The 15,930-nt window shown below is 65.4% G+C and carries 19 protein-coding genes; 5 read left to right on the top strand and 14 right to left on the bottom strand.

Going from position 1 to position 15,930, the window contains the following annotated elements; translation table 11 throughout:
* Nucleotides 1–11: 11 nt before the first annotated feature.
* From ACQY8M_RS28845 to ACQY8M_RS28805, 9 genes are all read right to left on the bottom strand, one after another.
* Complete coding sequence (locus tag ACQY8M_RS28845; protein ID WP_428663161.1) at nt 12–743, bottom strand: amino acid ABC transporter ATP-binding protein; 732 nt, start codon at nt 741–743, stop codon at nt 12–14.
* Nucleotides 730–1,380: an amino acid ABC transporter permease gene (locus ACQY8M_RS28840; protein WP_428663159.1), complete on the bottom strand. Its 651-nt coding sequence runs from the start codon at nt 1,378–1,380 to the stop codon at nt 730–732. Before ACQY8M_RS28840 ends, ACQY8M_RS28845 begins: the two co-directional genes overlap by 14 nt.
* Nucleotides 1,377–2,039, bottom strand: coding sequence for an amino acid ABC transporter permease (locus tag ACQY8M_RS28835; protein ID WP_428663156.1), 663 nt, complete (start codon nt 2,037–2,039; stop codon nt 1,377–1,379). Before ACQY8M_RS28835 ends, ACQY8M_RS28840 begins: the two co-directional genes overlap by 4 nt.
* Before the next feature lie 93 nt (nt 2,040–2,132).
* Nucleotides 2,133–2,996, bottom strand: a complete 864-nt coding sequence (locus ACQY8M_RS28830) for an ABC transporter permease (protein ID WP_428663153.1) — start codon at nt 2,994–2,996, stop codon at nt 2,133–2,135.
* Nucleotides 2,993–3,973, bottom strand: a complete 981-nt coding sequence (locus ACQY8M_RS28825; RefSeq protein WP_428663150.1) for an ABC transporter permease — start codon at nt 3,971–3,973, stop codon at nt 2,993–2,995. The genes ACQY8M_RS28830 and ACQY8M_RS28825 overlap by 4 nt, the downstream gene beginning before the upstream one ends.
* Before the next feature lie 87 nt (nt 3,974–4,060).
* Complete coding sequence (locus ACQY8M_RS28820; RefSeq protein ID WP_428663147.1) at nt 4,061–5,737, bottom strand: peptide ABC transporter substrate-binding protein; 1,677 nt, start codon at nt 5,735–5,737, stop codon at nt 4,061–4,063.
* A 168-nt stretch (nt 5,738–5,905) separates the two neighbouring features.
* Nucleotides 5,906–6,280 (bottom strand): DUF333 domain-containing protein, encoded by a 375-nt coding sequence (locus ACQY8M_RS28815; RefSeq protein WP_428663144.1) that lies wholly within the window; start codon nt 6,278–6,280, stop codon nt 5,906–5,908.
* Nucleotides 6,281–6,677: 397 nt separating this feature from the next.
* Complete coding sequence (locus ACQY8M_RS28810) at nt 6,678–6,821, bottom strand: hypothetical protein (RefSeq protein WP_428663142.1); 144 nt, start codon at nt 6,819–6,821, stop codon at nt 6,678–6,680.
* A gap of 152 nt (nt 6,822–6,973) precedes the next feature.
* Complete coding sequence (locus ACQY8M_RS28805) at nt 6,974–7,915, bottom strand: LysR family transcriptional regulator (protein WP_428663140.1); 942 nt, start codon at nt 7,913–7,915, stop codon at nt 6,974–6,976.
* 131 nt (nt 7,916–8,046) lie between these two features.
* On the opposite strand from ACQY8M_RS28805, the gene ACQY8M_RS28800 reads away from it, so the two are divergent.
* The 3 genes from ACQY8M_RS28800 (at nt 8,047) to ACQY8M_RS28790 (ending at nt 10,714) form a co-directional block, all read left to right on the top strand.
* Complete coding sequence (locus tag ACQY8M_RS28800) at nt 8,047–9,684, top strand: arylsulfatase (protein ID WP_428663137.1); 1,638 nt, start codon at nt 8,047–8,049, stop codon at nt 9,682–9,684.
* 80 nt (nt 9,685–9,764) lie between these two features.
* Nucleotides 9,765–10,292, top strand: coding sequence for a hypothetical protein (locus ACQY8M_RS28795; protein WP_428663134.1), 528 nt, complete (start codon nt 9,765–9,767; stop codon nt 10,290–10,292).
* Between the two features lie 32 nt (nt 10,293–10,324).
* Entirely contained in the window at nt 10,325–10,714 is a 390-nt protein-coding gene (locus tag ACQY8M_RS28790; protein ID WP_428663131.1) for a hypothetical protein, read from the top strand.
* Nucleotides 10,715–11,026: 312 nt separating this feature from the next.
* Here ACQY8M_RS28790 and ACQY8M_RS28785 read toward each other — a convergent pair whose 3' ends face one another.
* The 4 genes from ACQY8M_RS28785 to ACQY8M_RS28770 form a co-directional block, all read right to left on the bottom strand.
* On the bottom strand, nt 11,027–11,944 hold the full coding sequence (locus ACQY8M_RS28785; RefSeq protein ID WP_428675529.1) for a formylglycine-generating enzyme family protein: 918 nt from the start codon (nt 11,942–11,944) through the stop codon (nt 11,027–11,029).
* 26 nt (nt 11,945–11,970) lie between these two features.
* Nucleotides 11,971–12,321, bottom strand: a complete 351-nt coding sequence (locus ACQY8M_RS28780; protein WP_428663129.1) for a hypothetical protein — start codon at nt 12,319–12,321, stop codon at nt 11,971–11,973.
* Nucleotides 12,321–13,319 (bottom strand): HAD family hydrolase, encoded by a 999-nt coding sequence (locus ACQY8M_RS28775; protein ID WP_428663126.1) that lies wholly within the window; start codon nt 13,317–13,319, stop codon nt 12,321–12,323. The genes ACQY8M_RS28780 and ACQY8M_RS28775 overlap by 1 nt, the downstream gene beginning before the upstream one ends.
* A gap of 115 nt (nt 13,320–13,434) precedes the next feature.
* Entirely contained in the window at nt 13,435–14,217 is a 783-nt protein-coding gene (locus ACQY8M_RS28770; RefSeq protein WP_428663123.1) for an orotate phosphoribosyltransferase, read from the bottom strand.
* 140 nt (nt 14,218–14,357) lie between these two features.
* Between ACQY8M_RS28770 and ACQY8M_RS28765 the strand changes: the two genes are divergently transcribed.
* Nucleotides 14,358–15,032: a DUF1345 domain-containing protein gene (locus tag ACQY8M_RS28765; RefSeq protein ID WP_428663121.1), complete on the top strand. Its 675-nt coding sequence runs from the start codon at nt 14,358–14,360 to the stop codon at nt 15,030–15,032.
* Nucleotides 15,029–15,502 (top strand): TspO/MBR family protein, encoded by a 474-nt coding sequence (locus tag ACQY8M_RS28760; protein WP_428663118.1) that lies wholly within the window; start codon nt 15,029–15,031, stop codon nt 15,500–15,502. The genes ACQY8M_RS28765 and ACQY8M_RS28760 overlap by 4 nt, the downstream gene beginning before the upstream one ends.
* Here the strand turns inward: ACQY8M_RS28760 and ACQY8M_RS28755 are convergent.
* Entirely contained in the window at nt 15,497–15,916 is a 420-nt protein-coding gene (locus tag ACQY8M_RS28755; protein WP_428663115.1) for a tripartite tricarboxylate transporter substrate-binding protein, read from the bottom strand. The genes ACQY8M_RS28760 and ACQY8M_RS28755 overlap by 6 nt on opposite strands.
* Nucleotides 15,917–15,930 lie beyond the last annotated feature (14 nt).

The raw sequence follows: 15,930 nt of genomic DNA, 5'->3' as shown, positions 1-15,930 counted from the left end.
CGCGCTGCCGGCTAATGAAGAACGGCGCTGAGGAAAGTCTCCAGCTCCGGCGTGCGCGGCCTGGCCAGCGTGTCGGCGGCGGGACCTTCTTCCCAGATCTTGCCGCGATGCATGAACACCACGCGGTCGGCGACCTTGCGGGCGAAGCCGATCTCGTGCGTCACCAGCATCATGGTCATGCCCTCGCGCGCCATCTCCTCCAGCGTCTTCAGCACCTCGCCGACCAGCTCGGGGTCGAGCGCCGAGGTGATCTCGTCGAACAGCATCAGTTGCGGCGACATGGCCAGTGAACGGGCGATCGCGACCCTCTGCTGCTGGCCGCCGGAGAGCTGGTCGGGCCAGGCATCGATCTTCTCGGCGAGGCCGACCTTGCGCAGCACGGTTTCCGCCAGGGTCCGCGCCTCGGCCGGCGCCATGCCCTTCACGACCTTGGGCGCCAGCGTGATGTTCTTCTCGACGCTGAGGTGCGGGAAGAGATTGAAGCTCTGGAACACGATGCCGACGTGCTGGCGGAGCTTGCGCAGGTCGGTGCCGGGGTCGTTCACGATCGTGCCGTCGAACGCGACCGTGCCGCCCTGGATCGGCTCGAGCCCGTTCACGCAGCGCAGCATGGTGCTCTTGCCCGAGCCCGAGCGGCCGATGATGGCGATGATCTCGCCCTTCTCGACGGCGAGCGAGACGCCGTCCAGCACGGTGTTGGTGCCGTAGCGCTTCACCACGTCCCTAAGGTCAACGAGCGGCATGCAGCCTCCGTTCGAGCCGGCGGCTTGCCTGCGTCAGCGGGAAGCAGAGCAGGAAGTAGAGCGCGGCCACGGTGAGATAGACGGTGAAGGGGCGGAAGGTCGTCGCCGTGGTGAGCTGGCCCTCGCGGGTCAGCTCGATGAAGCCGATGACGGCGGCGAGCGAGGTATTCTTGATCAGCTGCACGAGGAAGCCGACGGTCGGCGGAATGGCGAGCCGTGTGGCCTGCGGCACGATGATGTAGCGCAGTTGCGGGGCCATCGACAGACCGAGCGAGGCGCCGGCCTCCCATTGGGTCTTGGGGATGGCCTGCAGGCAGCCGCGCCAGATCTCGCCCAGGAACGCGCCGGCGTAGATCGAGTAGGAGGCGGCCGCCGCAATCCAGGGCGAGACCTCGACGCCCAGGATCGACAGGCCGAAGAAGAACACGAACAGCCAGGCGAGCAGCGGAGTGCCCTGCACGACCAGCACGTAGATCGTGCCGATCCAGCGCAGCGGCGCGAGGGGCGACACGCGCAGCAGCGCGATGGCGAGGCCGACGATGCCGCCGCCGATGAAAGCGATCGCCGTCAGCGCCAGCGTCCAGCGCATGGCGGCGATCAGGTAGAGCACGTCGGTGAAGCTGAACTCGCGGATCATCGGCGAGCGAAGATCAGCTGGTAGAGGCCGGCGAACAGCAGGCGGAAGACCAGCGCCAGCGCGAGGTAGACGGCGGCCACGACGATATAGACCTCGAAGTCGCGGAAGGTGCGCGACTGCACGATCGAGGCGGTATGGAACAGGTCCTGCGCCGAGATCTGCGACACGACCGAGGTCGCCAGCATCAGCAAGATGAACTGGCTGGCGAGCGCCGGATACATCAGCCGCAGCGCGGGAAAGACGATGACATAGCGGAATATCTGGACGTTCGAGAGGCCGAGCGACTGGCCGGCCTCGATCTGGCTCTTCGGGATCGCCTCCAGCCCGGCGCGGACGATCTCGATCGTGTAGGCGCCTAAATTGATCGACAGCGCCACCATCGCCGCGGTGTCGGCGTCGAACTTCAGCCCGGCGCTGGGCAGCCCGAAGAAGATCAGGAAGAGCTGCACGATCAACGGCGTGTTGCGGATCGCCTCGACATAGACCGCGATCGGCGCCGAGACCCATTGCGGCCCGTAGACGCGACCGGCCGCACCGGCGAGGCCGATGATCAAGCCGACGACCATGGTCACCAGCGACAGCTCGAGCGTGAGCACGAGCCCGTCGAGCAGGAATTCCCACGCCGCGAAGACGTCGCGGAACTGGAGGCTGTAGTTCATGCTCTTCCGGACCGCGAGCTTCCAGCTCGCTCATGAATCATGAGCGAGCTGGAAGCTCGCGGTCCGGAAGAGCATGACGTCATGGCAGAGAGTCTACCGTCGCTCGCTGCGAGGATCGAGCGTGTCCTGCAGGCCGTCGCCGAGGAAGTTGAAGGCGATCACCGTCAGGAAGATCATCAGCCCCGGCCACAGCGCCAGCACCGGCGCGTCCTGCAGCAGGTCCTGCGCGTTGGTCAGCATGTTGCCCCAGCTCGCCGCCGGCGGCTGGGTGCCGAGCCCGAGGAACGAGAGCGTCGATTCGAGCAGGATCAGGCTGCCGATCGACATCGTCGTGGCGACCACCACCGAGCCCATCGCGTTGGGCAGGATGTGGCGGAACATGATGCGCAGCGGCCGCGCGCCCAGCGCCTGCGCCGCGCGGGTGAAGTCGCGCGCCTTGAGCGACAGCGTCTCGGCCCGCACCAGCCGCGCCACGGTCGTCCAGCCGGTCAGGGCGACGATCACGACGATGCGGTACAGTGAGAAGGTCTCCGACTGTGAGATCGCGGCGGGGATGCCGACCTTCTGCGGGTCGATCGCCGCCAGCACGATCAGCAGCGGCAGCAGCGGCAGGGCGATGACACCGTCGGTCACCCGCATCAGCACTGCGTCGAGACGGCCGCCGAGATAGCCCGCGACCACGCCGATCGCGGAACCGATCACCGCCGACAGCAGCGCGCCGCAGAAGCCGACCAGCAGCGACACCCGGCCGCCGTCAAGCAGGCGCTGGAACAGGTCGCGGCCGAGCTCGTCGGTGCCGAGCCAGAATTCGGCCGAGGGCGGCTCGAAGCGGCGCAGCAGGTCGGTCATGGTCGGGTCGATGCCACGCATCCCGGCGATCAGCGGCGCCGTCAGTGCCAGCACCAGCAGGAGGACGAGGAAAGCGAGCGAGGCCTGGGCCAGGCGGTGGCGCTTCATTCGCGGCGGCTCGACAGCGAGACCCTCGGATCGACCGCGACCAGCGCGAGGTCGGCCAACAGGTTGCCGACGATGGTAGCGAGCGTCGTGATCAAGAGGCCGACCAGCGCGAGATTGTAGTCGTTGTCGAGGATGCCCTGGTAGATCGCCTTGCCCATGCCCGGCCAGGCGAACATCGTCTCGGTGATCAGCGCGCCGGAAAAAAGCGCGCCGAAGGAGAGGCCGAGGATCGTGAGGACCGGCGCCAGCGCATTGACGAAGGCGTGGCGCCACAGCACGCGCGGCTCGGACGCGCCCTTGGCGCGCGCGGTGCGGACATAGTCCTGCCGCAGCGCCTCGATCATCGCGCCGCGCATGAAGCGGGTGTAGCCGCCGAGCTGCAGCAGCACGAGCGTGGCGACGGGCAGGAGGGCAAAGCGGATCTTCTGGCCGAGGGCGTCGGGCCACGAGGTGCCCGGCCGGAGGTCGGCCATGCCGCCGGCGGGCAGGATGCCTAGCTTCACCGCGAACAGCGTGATCAGCAGCAGCGCCAGCCAGAACGGCGGCGTGCTGATGCCGGCGAAGGAGAAGAGGTTGACGAGATAGTCGGCGCGGCTGCGCGGACGGGCGGCGGTCCAGACACCGAGCGGCAGGGCGATCGCGATCGACAGCAGGAAGGCTATGCCGGCGAGCTCCAGCGTGTTCAGCATGCGCGGACCCAGCACCGTGAGCACCGGCTGGTTGAAGGAGCGCGAGTAGCCGAAGTTGCCCTGCAGCGCCTGGCCGGCCCAGGCGAGGTAGCGCTCGAGCAATGGCTTGTCGATGCCGTAGACCGCGCGCAGGCGGGCCGCGTCCTCGCTGGTCATCTTGGGATCGCCCGCGATCATCATGTCGATCGGATCGCCCGGCATCATCCCGATCAGCAGGTAGACGACGAAGCTCATCAGCGCGAGCGTGACGACGATCTCGACCAGCCGGCTGACGAGGTAGCGGCTCATGATTCTTCCGGACCGCGAGCGTCACGCTCGCTCATGCGCATGAGCGAGCGTGACGCTCGCGGTCCGGAAGACGACGACAGGCCCGTTTCATTCTTCCCAGCGCCATTGCTCGATCCAGAGCGTCGAGCTGTTGAGCGTGCCGGTCGGCCGCACGCCCTTCAGTGCCTTGGGGATGACGAAGGGATCGACGCGGAAGAACAGCGGCAGCACGGGCAGGTCCTCGGCATAGAGCTTCTGGATCTCGCCGAACAGGGCGCGGCGCTTCTCCCTGTCGAGCTCGCGCTCGGCGCCGTCGAGCGCCTTGTCCATCTCGGGATTGGCGTAGGCGGGATAGTTCTGGCCGCTCCAGGCGTTCTTCGCGGTCGGGATCTCCTGAGAATGAAGCGTCGAGCGCGGCACGCCCTGCGGGCGCGACACCCAGGCATACATGGCAAGCCCGGTGAAGTTCCGCCGGTTCAGCGCCTCGGAGAAGATGCGCGGCGGCTCGGCCTTGAGCCGAAGCTCGATGCCGACCTGGCGCAGCTGGCTCTGGATGACCTGCGCCACCTGCTCGCGGATGCGGTTGCCGGCCGTGGTCGTGATCTCGATCGAGAAGCGCTCGCCCGCGGCATTGGTGCGGAAGCCGTTCCTGATCGTGGCGAAGCCCGCCTCCTCAAGCAGCTTCTTCGCCGCCGCGGGGTCGTAGCCGTAGTGCCGGGCTGTCGGGCTGTACATCGGATCGAGCGGGCTGATGTCGCTGTTGGCGACCGGCTGCTTGCCTTCGAACAGCTTCTCGCTGATCGCCTTGCGGTCGATCGACAGCAGGATCGCCTGGCGCACGCGCCGGTCCTTGAGGAGTGGGTTGTCGAGATTGACGTCGATATGCTCGTAGATCAGCGCCGGCTTGTAGAGGACGTTGTACTTGTCCTTGTGCCGCTTCTCGAAGGCCAGCGCCTGGTCGAGCGACAGGCCGAGCTCTCCCAGCACGTAGTCGACGTTGCCGGAGATGAGATTGGCCTCGAGCGCGGCGGTGTTCTCGATGATCTTGACGACGATCCGCTCGAAATGCGGCTTCTCGCCGGTCCAGTGCGGGTTCTGTGCGAGCACGATGCGGTTTCCCGGCACCAGCTCGGCGATCCGATACGGGCCAAATGCGAGGCCCGGATTGGTCGAATCCGTATCATATGCGGTCTTGTTGCGGTACTCGGCCGGGTTGGCCTCGAAGATCGGCTTCTCGATGTGAGCCGGCAGGATCTGGAAGTCGAAGCTGTTGTAGTCGAATGTCACGCGGTCGGTCGTGACGGTGAAATGCAGGTCGTCCTTGATCTCGAACTTCACGATCCGCCTGTAGCCCTCGGACGAGGCGACGCCCGACAGCGGATGCTTGCCGACCTCGAGCGTGAAGGCGATGTCCTTCGCCGTGACCGGCGTGCCGTCGCCCCATTTCATCGGCTTCAGCGCCACATCGGTCTCGATGCCCTGCCTGCCGTCGGCCAGGGTGACGATGCGGGCGGTCTTCTTCTCGATGCTGGGCAGCTCGACGCAGACCAGGCAGACCAGATTCCAGTCCGGATCGTAGGCCGTGACCGGCCGCGCGATCATGTTCTGGATCAGCGACTTGGCCAGCATCGAGCTGATCAAAGGATTCATCGTGCCCGGCGCCTGCGTCATGGCGAGCACCAGCTCGTCCTTGGCGAAGGCTGGGAACGAAAACAGCGTGAAAAGGAGCAGGAGGAGGCGACGCATCATCGACGGCAAGGTCGCATTGCCGGCGCCGAACCTCAAGGATGCCGCGGATGGAGCACGGGCAGCGCGGTTTCGACGCGGTGGCGTCAATACGTCTGTTCGCGCGGCAGCTGGGGGAAGACCCGGCCTTGGCCGACGCCGCTGCTCGCGGTACAGCGCGACCAGCCGGGCGGCGCAGGCGGGCCGAGAGCAGGGAGAACGCCGCGCTCACTGGCGTGTGCAGGTTCCGGCGAAGTATGCCGCGGCATCGCAGGTCTTGCCGCCTGGCAAGGCACAGCTGCCATCGGCATCGGCGTAGTGCCCGCCGGTGATGGCGCAGTAGCGTGCTGCCGGCGACAGGTAACCCGCTACCCGCAGACCGCCGGCAGGGCACTCGACCCGGAACATTGCCCACTCCTCGCATTGGCGGTTGTCGGTGAAGACGCACACTCCGAACTGCCCGCCGTCCGGACGCTGCTCGATCTGGAGCACACCGCCTTCCTGGACGCAGCGCTCCGAGGCCGGATTGGTGAGCTGAGCCTGGGCCAAAGCGCCGCCGCAGCTCGCGAACCACAGCACCGCGCAGGAGATGAGCGTCTTCACCAGTGCGCCCCGGCGGCGGGTTGACCTCTTCCGGCGCCTCGCGGATCGAAAGCGAGGCTGGCCGCACGCGTGGTAGGAAGTCCCTGTGGCTTCCCATGCCAGCCTGCCGTCGACATGTGGCGGCGCTTGGCATCGATCCTCCTCGATCTGTCGCCCATGATCCTTCTCCTCCATCTGACTAGAGCGTCGAGACGCTGCCGCATGTGCTCGGCCAGCTGTTCAATGTCGCGGCTTGGCTCCCCGCTGGTTCGGGGAAATTACCTGGAAGGTCAAGCTACCCGCTGACCTGATCCATTGAAGGTTAGAGGAAGTCGCTGTCCGATGCGAACCAGTCATTGCGTGGACGGCGAGCGTCTGACTGGTTCCAACCCTGGTCAGACGCGTCTGTTCACCGCGGCTATCCCGCCTTGCCGGAAAACGTGCAGCCGAGATTGTTGCCGACGACCGATAGCGTCCTGGTTGCGAGATCGGCGGTATAGTCGAAGCGCTGCCGGGAAAGCTCGAAGACGCCGTGAATCTGGTTCGGTGCCGACGGCGTCATCTGAAAGCTGATATCTGCAATCTGCAGCTACGCGAGGCGTGGCGTCGATCTTTGCCACGCGGAACTTTCAATCCAAAAGACCTCACCCGATACTGTTGCGAAGCTCGCCCGCTCGCTCTGCCGAGGCCTGAGTGACGGGACCCGCCTGGCTGTCAGCCCGTCACCGATGCCATTTCGCCGCGGGAAGGAAACCGGTGATCGGCGAGGAATTCCTGCTTCAAGTCGATCAGCAGCTTTGCAACGCGACGGGCCGGCAGGCTGAGCGGACGGTTGGTGCTGGTGGCGAGCACGACCTTCTGGGTGATCGAAGGACCTATGATCCTCGCGGCCTTGAATTCACCTGCCGCAAGCCGCGCCGAAACCGCGTGATACGGCAGCGGGCAGTAGAGCCCGCTGCTCGCGACGAGCGTGTGAAGCACGTTCGCCGAATCGGAGCGTGCCTCGACACGGAGCTTCAAACCCCTTCGTTGAGCGATCCTTTCGCACAACATCGTCAGGTTGTTGGGTGAGACGGTGAAGCCGAGCGGAACGTCAGCCAAGCGCTCGAAGGCGATGGTCGGCCCGTCGATCACGGTCGAATCGGCCGGGCCGACGAGCATGATTTCGGACGAGAACATCGGCTGAAAGCGGATCGCGTTGTCGGACCGGTAGCTGTTGAGGACGCCGATATCGATCCTGGACGTGGCGAGCCACGTTTCGATCTCGCCGCTGTAGCCTTCGAGGATGCTGAGCCTGATCTCGGGAAAGGTCTGGCGCAGGCGGTTGAACAGCAGGCTACTGAGGCGCGTCGCGACGGCCGGCACAAATCCGACGGTGACCACCCCGCCTGACGTGCCGGCGCCCGCCTTCACGTCGTCCGCGAACTGCCTCATCTCGGCGACCAGGGCGGTCGCCCGGGGCAACATGGATTGCGCGAAGTCGGTTGGAACCAGCCCGCGTCCGGTCCTGTGGAAGAGGCGCTGGCCAACCTTGCCTTCCATGTCGGCGACTTGCCGGCTGATGGCGGACTGCGCGACACCCAACATGGTCGCCACGTTGGTCACGCTGCCTCGCTCGGCAAGCAGCGCAAAAATCTGCAGTTCTTTGAGCGTCATACAGCAGCACCCCGCGAGCGCTTCTGCTCGATTTCCGAATGCTGTTATCTGCAATTCTGGCGTACGAAAAGGACAATCCCGGCCGTACCGTCACGACCACGTCGCGAGCTGCGCCTTGGGGGAACGGTCATATGAAACGAGATATTTTCGGTGCCGCCATCCTGGCGACCGGACTGGCGTTCGGTCTCGCGGCCCAGGCGCAGACGCCGGTCAAGAAGCCCAACATCCTGGTCATCATGGGCGACGATATCGGCTGGTCGAACCTCGGCTCCTATCACCAGGGCCTGATGCTGAATGCCACGCCGAACCTGGACAGGCTGGCGGCGGAAGGCATGCGCTTCACCGACTACTACGCAGAAGCAAGCTGCACGGCGGGTCGCGCCAACTTCATCACGGGTGAGCTGCCGATCCGGACCGGGCTGACGACCGTCGGCCAGGCCGGATCCACGCTCGGCATGCCGGCGCAGGCGCCGACCATCGCCACCGCCCTGAAGTCGATGGGCTACACAACGGGCCAGTTCGGCAAGAACCATCTCGGTGATCGCAACGAGTTCCTGCCGACGGTTCACGGCTTCGATGAGTATTTCGGCTACCTCTATCATCTGAATGCGATGGAGGATCCATTCTATTCGACCTATCCGACGGAGTGGAAGGATACGGTCGGGCCGCGCAACCTGGTCCACAGCTATGCGACGGAGACGGACGATCCGACCGAGCAGCCGCGCTGGGGCAAGATCGGCAAGCAGCGGATCGTCGACGAGGGCCCGCTGCCGCCGCGGCCGATGCCGGGCATCAAGTACGACATGACGACGTTCGACGAGGTCATCACCGCGTCGACGATCTCCTTCATGGACAAGGCGAAGAAGGACGGCAAGCCGTTCTTCGCCTGGATGAATCCCACCCGCGCGCACGTGAACACTTACCTGTCGCCGAAGTACGAGGCGATGCGCAACCGGGAGACGGACTTCGGCCTGGAGGAAGCCGCCCTGAAGCAGATGGACGACAATGTCGGCGACGTCCTGGCCTGGCTCAAGGACAACGGCCTCGAGCAGGATACGATCGTGATCTTCACGACCGACAACGGAGCCGAGGTCTATACATGGCCGGATGGCGGCACCACGCCGTTCGCCGGCGCCAAGGGCCAGGTGACCGAAGGCGCCTTCCGTGCGCCCGCCATCATTCGCTGGCCGGGCGTCGTCAAGCCGGGCTCCGTTTCCAACGGCATGATGTCCGGCCTCGACTGGTTCCCGACCCTGGTGGCCGCCGCCGGCAATCCGAACATTGGCGCCGAGCTGCTGAAGGGCAAGCAGATGGGCGACCGGACGTACAAGGTCTATCTCGACGGCTACGACCAGACCGACCTGATCACCGGCAAAGGACCTTCCAAGCGTCACGAGGTCTGGTACTTCGCCCAGACACAGCTCGGTGCCGTGCGGGTCGACAACTACAAGTACCAGTTCATCGACCAGCCGCTCGGCTGGATCGGACCGGTCGAGCATCCGAACATGCCCAAGCTCACCAACCTGCGGCACGATCCGTTCGAGCGTATGAACTGGCCCGCGCGGGGATTCGCCTCGGGCTCGATCGCCTACTATGAATCGTTCAAGCATGAGATGTGGCGCTTCCAGATACCGGCGCAGGTAATCGCGAAATACCTGCCGACATTCATCGAGTATCCCCCGATGCAGGCCGGCGGAAGCTTCACCATCGGAAACCTGAAAGAGAAGGTCGAAGAGGCGATCAAGGCCTCCCGGGCAAACCAGCGCTGAAGTCAACGCCGTTCCCCGCGTTGCTGCCGCGAAGGCGGTAGCGCGGGAATTACCATTATCCAGCACCGATAGAGATCTTCTTGAACAATCCACTTCTGCTCGCAGCGGTCGCCTGCGTGCTCGGCCTGTCGGCTTCGCTTGCCCAGGCCCAGGTGGCGCCCACGGCGGCGGACGCCGACCAGGCGCAGGCGCCCGCTACCGACAAGCCGAAGTCCGGTGACGGCAAGTCCGACGACGACTGGCGGTTCGGCTTCACGGGCTATGCCTGGCTGAACGGCCTTGCAGGCAACGCCACGGCACGCGGCAACACCATCAACTTCAATGCCAGCATCGTCGACCTCTTCCAGAAGAGCAGCTCGCTGGCCGCCTGGGACAGCTACTTCGAGGGGAGGAAGGGACGCTTCGGCTTCTACGGCGATCTGGTGTGGGCGAAGCTCGGCGTCCCGACCTCGGAGGCGTCCTATGCCAACCCGATCCGCGGCGTGACGCTCAGCACGCAGTCCAACGCGGCCGTCACTACCTCGCTCACCATCGTCGAGGCCGGCGCCCTCTACGAGGTCGCGCGCTGGCCGGGGAACGATCAGTCCTTCACCGCGCTCGATGCCTAGCCGGCATCCGCTACTGGAACCTCTCGACCCAGGTGAACCTCGATCTCACCGGCACCCTCTATCTATCCGATCCGCGCCTGTCCCGCTTCGACCGCTCGAGAAGCGTCGGCGTCGCCGACAGCGGGACGCTGCAATGGGTCGATCCCCTCTTCGGCTTGCGGATGCGCCACCAGATCACGCCCAGCCAAGAGGTCATGCTGAAGGGCGACGTCGCCGGCTTCGGCATTTCCGGCAGCTCGACGTTCTCGTGGCAGGTCGCTGCGCTCTACAGCTACACATGGCCGTTCGACGGCTATGCGATCGCCGCCCTTGGCGGATACCGCGCGCTGTCGACCAGTATCAGCCTCGACAGCGGTGCCAATGTCTTGGGGCTCAATCTCACCCTGCATGGCCCGCTCATCGGAGTCACCGTCAAGTTCTGATCAATCCCACGGAGCGAGAGACGCTTCTTTCGGCTGTGGCGCTGATGCTTGTCGAGGACTGGCGTTCGTGCTCCACATCGTATGGGCGCAATGGCCGATCGATCCAATGCGGGAGCGCGTTGCCGCTTTCGGTCCCAGAACCGATGTCGTCGCCGAAGATCACGAGGAAGCAGGCATCATTGACAGCGGCTGCGGGTGCAGGTCTCTGAGTGTGGGCCGGCTGGGTCGCGACGCCGAAGTCTCGCAGTGGCGAGGACCGGCGGTATCGTGCCCCCGGCAGAGAGTTCGGGCGGCGGCTCTTCTTGTCGTCACTTATGTTGGCCTCCTCGAGATGCAGCGAAATCCGACATGGCTCGTGGAGGTATCGACCGGTTCGGCGTGGCGCGCGGCGGGACGATAGCGCCTGCAATAGCTCGGCGCGCAAAGATGCGAGCCGCCCTTCAGCACCTTCCTGGGAATACGGATCGTCGGCTGGCGCGGATCGTAGCTGCCCTCCATCGGCGCGCCGCGCGGGTTCTCGGGGATGCAGCAGGCCTTCGGCGCGTCGTCGGCGTGCTTGGGCGAATACCAGTCCGCCGTCCATTCCCAGGTGTTGCCGATCATGTCGTGCACGCCATAGCCGTTGGCCGGGAAGGCGCGCACCGGCGAGGTGCGGGCGAAGCCGTCGGCCTGGTCGTTCTCGACCGGGAAATTGCCCTGCCAGGTGTTGGCCATGTGCTTGCCGCCGGGCGTGAGCTCGTCGCCCCAGGCGAATTCCGCGCCGTCGATGCCGCCCCGCGCGGCGAACTCCCACTCCGCCTCGGTCGGCAAATCCTTGCCGGCCCATTGCGCGTAGGCTTCGGCATCCTTGTAGGCGATCTGCACCACCGGATGGTCGTCCAGCCCGCCGATGTGGCTGCCCTTGCCGTAGGGCCGCCGCCAGGTCGCGCCGAAGGTGAAGCGCCACCACTGGCTCCAGTCGCGCAGGTCGGCGATCTTCTTCGGCGGCGTGAAGACCAGGCCGCCCGCCTTCAGCATGCCGGGCCTGGCGCCGGGATAGTCCATCGGATCGGGATCGATCTCGGCCCAGGTGACGTAGCCGGTCGCCTTGACGAACTCCCGGAACTGCGCGTTGGTGACCGGCGTCGCGTCGATCCAGAACGGATCGACGGTGACACGGTGCGACGGCGCCTCCTCGGGATAATGCCTGTCCGACCCCATGCGGAAGGTGCCGCCGGGGATGGCAATCATGCCCGTGGCAGGGCCGCCCACGGCTGCTAGCTCGCCGGGCCGGTGAACTTGCAGCCGAGATTGTTGCCGACGACCGACAGGGTCTTGGTTGCAAGACTTACCGTGTAATCGAAGCGCTGCAGGGAGAGCTCGAAGACGCCGTGGATCTGGTCGGGCGCCGACGGGGTCATCTTGAGGCTGATCCCGCCGGACGACGTGAGCGTGCCGCTGCCGCCGGCCATGACAAGCGTGAACGGCATCTCGAACGAAGGCTCGAGCCCGATGCAGGAAGTCATGTTGTTGGGATCGGGCAGCAGGTTGAAGGTGTAGGTGCCATCGGGCATCTGCGCTGCCGCCGGCGCGGCGAGCAAGGTGAGCAGGAGAAGGGTCTTGCGCATCATTTCCTCTCGAAGGGATAGATCGTTTTCCAATCGGCCTTCATGTCGACCACGGTCCACTTGCGTTGGACGGCTTCGTCGAGCGCCTTGTCGAGCTTGCCGATGTGCGATTGCCGGTCATAGGCATATTCGCGCACGGCGTCGGTGTGATGGACAAGGCCCATGAAGCGCAGGCCGTCACCGCCCGCGGTGTATTCCAGCATCTGCTGATCGCCGTCGGAATTGCCGAAGGCGAAGACGGGGCGGCGGCCGATGAAGCGGTTGATGCCGACCGGCTTGCCCGGCCCGTCGTCGATGAACTCGACCTTGGGCTCCTTGATCAGCACCGGCTTGCCGTCGCGCAGCTCGAACTTGACCATGCCGGAGGAGCCGACCACCTGCTCGGGCGGGATGCCGTAGACCTTCTCGGTCCACGGCCGCATGAACTCGATGCCGCCGCCCGACGCGATGAAGGTCTTGAACTGGTTGGCGCGCAGGAACGTCATCAGCTCGAGCATCGGCTGATAGACCAGCTCGATATAGGGCCGCTTGAAGCGCGGATGCTGCGCCGTGGTGATCCACTCCAGGACGGTCCTGCTGAACTCCTCCGTGATCATGCCTGTGTGGGTGGCGGCCATGATCTCAAGCAGGCCCTTGTTGCCGGTCGCCACGATGCCGGGAATGTCGTCGGCCAGCGCCGACTTGAACGGCTCCTGGTCCTTCCATTCGGGATGCTGCGGCGCCAGCGCCTTTATCTGGTCGATCGCGAAGGCGAACTGGAAGTAGATCGGCTGCTCGGTCCACAGCGTGCCGTCATTGTCGAACGTCGCGATACGCTGGTCGACCGGTACGAAGTCGGCGCTGCCTGCGGCCGTCGTGCGCGAAACGAAGTCGAGGATCGCCTTCTTAGCGGCGCCATCGTTCCACGAGGGCAGGGGATCGGCCTGCGCGAACGAGCTTGCGCCACCGCCCAGGAGGCCGGCGGCCGTCCCGAGGGCAAGGAACCTGCGCCGAAGCATGCAATCAATCCCGTCAATGACGTGGCTACTCTACTGGGCACCGGGAAAGTAGCGAATTAATTAGCGTGGAGTGTGCGATAAATTGATCTGCGGTCGGCGCCACAAGATATGCGCTTTACCGGCCGAGGCTCGGGCGCGACGCAGGGTGACGGCCGCCATGGCTCGCCGACCATTTCTCCGGCGCCTCCAGGAAGGCGCGGGTTTCGGCGAGGCCCTTCTCGTCGAAATACTTGCCCTTCTGCGCCGCCTCGAGCGCATCCCACCAGGTCGCGAGCGCATGCAGCTTCACCCCCGCGAGCGCCAGTGTTTCGATGCTCTGCGGGAAGATGCCGTAGTGGAAGACAACGAAGCAGTCGGTGACCTTGGCATCGGCCTTGTTCAGCGCGTCGATGAAGACCAGCTTGCTGCCGCCGTCGGTCGCGAGATCCTCGACCAGCAGTACGCGCTTGTTCGGCTTGAGGTCGCCTTCGATCTGCGCCATGCGGCCGAAGCCCTTGGGCTGCTTGCGCACGTATACCATCGGTTTCTTGGCGAGGGCCGCGAGGAAGGCGGCGAAGGGAATGCCCGCCGTCTCGCCACCGGCCACCACGTCGATCTTGCTCCAGCCGATGTCGCGCTCGATGCTCTTGAAGGCGTGCTGCATGATCTTGGCACGCGCCTCCGGGAAGGAGATGATCTTGCGGCAGTCGATATAGACCGGGCTGGCCCGGCCGGAGGTGAATATGTAGGGATTGTCTGGCCGGCAATGGATGGCCTCGATCTCGAGCAGCAGCCGGGCAGTGTCGCGCGCTTCCACGGTGCCCGTCGACCGACTGTCAGGTGCATGACCGTTGAGCTGTTTTGCAGCCGATTTCGGGGCGGGCCGCGACGCCGAAGTGGTCTTTTTCTTCGTCGCCATGCTGCTTTTCCCCCCGCGCCGCTTGCGACAAAATGACGGCGTGTGTTTAGCGTTCATACACAGGACCGGCAAGGGCGGGGAGATGAATTGAGGTCTGCAATCATACACTTTCGTGTTGGTCTTCCAAAAGGACTGACAAATTGATCCATCCAGTCGCGGTTCGTTCTCGATTCGGCAGGTTTCTCGTCGCCCGGCGCCGGCTGCTGGTGGCGATCGCCGCCGGTATCGCCCTCGCCATGGTCCTGCCGCCCACGACCCGGGGCGCGACGCGCTTCCTGCTGGGCTGGGACCTGACGGCCTTCATCTATGTCGCTTTCGCCTTGCTGATGGTCGCCCGTTCCACGGTCGAGACCTGTCACGCCCGGGCAGCGCTTTACGACGAAAGCGACTGGGTGATCGTGACCCTCGTGGTCGGCAGCGCAGCGGCGAGCTTTGTCGCGATCTTCGCCGAGCTGGCGGCGATCAAGTCCGGGGAGGCGCCCGCCGTGATCAGCCTGGTCATTACCGGCCTCACCGTGGCGCTCGCCTGGACTTTCACGCACGTTATCTTCACGCTGCACTATGCCAATCTCTATTACCGACCGCGCAAGGGCGGCGTGCCCGGCGGCCTGGCCTTTCCGGGCGACGAGCCGCCGGATTATCGCGACTTCCTCTACTATTCGTTCGTCATCGGCTGTGCGGCCCAGACCGCCGACGTCGCGACGACCTCGCGCGACATGCGCCTGGTCAGCCTGGCCCACGGCGTCATTGCCTTCGCCTTCAACACGGCGATCCTCGCCCTCATGATCAATGTCGGCGCGAGCCTGCTGTCATGAGGCGTATCGCGGCCCTCGTGGTCTGCGTCGGCCTGTGCCTCATGGTCGGCGCGCTGGGCGGCTGGGTGACGGCCGGCAGCGTCAAGGACTGGTACCCGACGCTGACCAAGCCGTCGTTCACCCCGCCGAACTGGCTGTTCGGTCCGGTCTGGACGGTCCTCTATGTGATGATGGGCGTCGCCGCCTGGCGGGTATGGCTCGAGGCGTGGGGCGACAGGGCGCGCGGGCCCCTGACCCTGTTCGCCCTCCAGCTCGCGCTCAATCTCGGCTGGAGCGTCGTCTTCTTCGGACTGCACGCGATCGGCGCCGCGGTTGTCGTGATCGTTGCGCTCGAAGCGGCCATTCTGGGAACCATGTTCCTGTTCCGCCGGATCGACGGCCTCGCCGCGGCACTGCTGGTGCCCTATGCGCTATGGGTTGCTTTTGCGACGCTGCTGAACGTCACGATCTGGCGCCTCAATCCTTCATGATCTTCCGGACCGCGCATAAAGGAAGACCTGTTCGAGCACGAGGCTGGCGGCCTTGATGACCTTGCCGATCCTGTCGGTGTCGGCAGCGATCAGGCGAGCGAAATCGGCCGGAGAACCGGGGAGGGGCGTGCCACCGAGCTCGGCGAGCTGGGCGCTGAACGGCGGATCGGCAAGCGCCGCGCTGACCTCCCTGTTCAGCAGATCGACGACATCGGGCGGCGTGGCCTTCGGCGCGCCCAGCCCGTACCAGGCGCTGAATTCGTAGCCGGGCAGGACCTCGGCTATGGCAGGCACGTCCGGCAGCACCGGCGAGCGGGTGTGATCGATCTTGGCCGCCGAAAGCCGCTCGGTCAGCCGCTGCATCAGCTTGGGGTCGGCGCAGGACTTGATGCCGTCGAGCGCCTCGAACGCCACGGCGCGGCGGGCGA

Origin of the sequence: Reyranella sp. (genome assembly GCF_965279465.1) — a bacterium.
In the GTDB taxonomy this organism is placed as follows: domain Bacteria; phylum Pseudomonadota; class Alphaproteobacteria; order Reyranellales; family Reyranellaceae; genus Reyranella.
Note: the sequence above shows the minus strand (reverse complement) of the source record. Positions and strands in the feature narration are given on the sequence as shown.

Excerpts from the sequence above, each read along its gene's own strand:
- ACQY8M_RS28835 (WP_428663156.1), bottom strand. The coding sequence starts at position 2,039 with ATGAACTACAGCCTCCAGTTCCGCGACGTCTTCGCGGCGTGGGAATTC.
- ACQY8M_RS28780 (WP_428663129.1), bottom strand. The coding sequence starts at position 12,321 with ATGCGCAAGACCCTTCTCCTGCTCACCTTGCTCGCCGCGCCGGCGGCA.
- ACQY8M_RS28770 (WP_428663123.1), bottom strand. The coding sequence starts at position 14,217 with ATGGCGACGAAGAAAAAGACCACTTCGGCGTCGCGGCCCGCCCCGAAA.
- ACQY8M_RS28805 (WP_428663140.1), bottom strand. The coding sequence starts at position 7,915 with ATGACGCTCAAAGAACTGCAGATTTTTGCGCTGCTTGCCGAGCGAGGC.
- ACQY8M_RS28775 (WP_428663126.1), bottom strand. The coding sequence starts at position 13,319 with ATGCTTCGGCGCAGGTTCCTTGCCCTCGGGACGGCCGCCGGCCTCCTG.
- ACQY8M_RS28825 (WP_428663150.1), bottom strand. The coding sequence starts at position 3,973 with ATGAGCCGCTACCTCGTCAGCCGGCTGGTCGAGATCGTCGTCACGCTC.
- ACQY8M_RS28845 (WP_428663161.1), bottom strand. The coding sequence starts at position 743 with ATGCCGCTCGTTGACCTTAGGGACGTGGTGAAGCGCTACGGCACCAAC.
- ACQY8M_RS28785 (WP_428675529.1), bottom strand. The coding sequence starts at position 11,944 with ATGATTGCCATCCCCGGCGGCACCTTCCGCATGGGGTCGGACAGGCAT.
- ACQY8M_RS28760 (WP_428663118.1), top strand. The coding sequence starts at position 15,029 with ATGAGGCGTATCGCGGCCCTCGTGGTCTGCGTCGGCCTGTGCCTCATG.
- ACQY8M_RS28840 (WP_428663159.1), bottom strand. The coding sequence starts at position 1,380 with ATGATCCGCGAGTTCAGCTTCACCGACGTGCTCTACCTGATCGCCGCC.
- ACQY8M_RS28830 (WP_428663153.1), bottom strand. The coding sequence starts at position 2,996 with ATGAAGCGCCACCGCCTGGCCCAGGCCTCGCTCGCTTTCCTCGTCCTC.
- ACQY8M_RS28810 (WP_428663142.1), bottom strand. The coding sequence starts at position 6,821 with ATGACGCCGTCGGCACCGAACCAGATTCACGGCGTCTTCGAGCTTTCC.
- ACQY8M_RS28800 (WP_428663137.1), top strand. The coding sequence starts at position 8,047 with ATGAAACGAGATATTTTCGGTGCCGCCATCCTGGCGACCGGACTGGCG.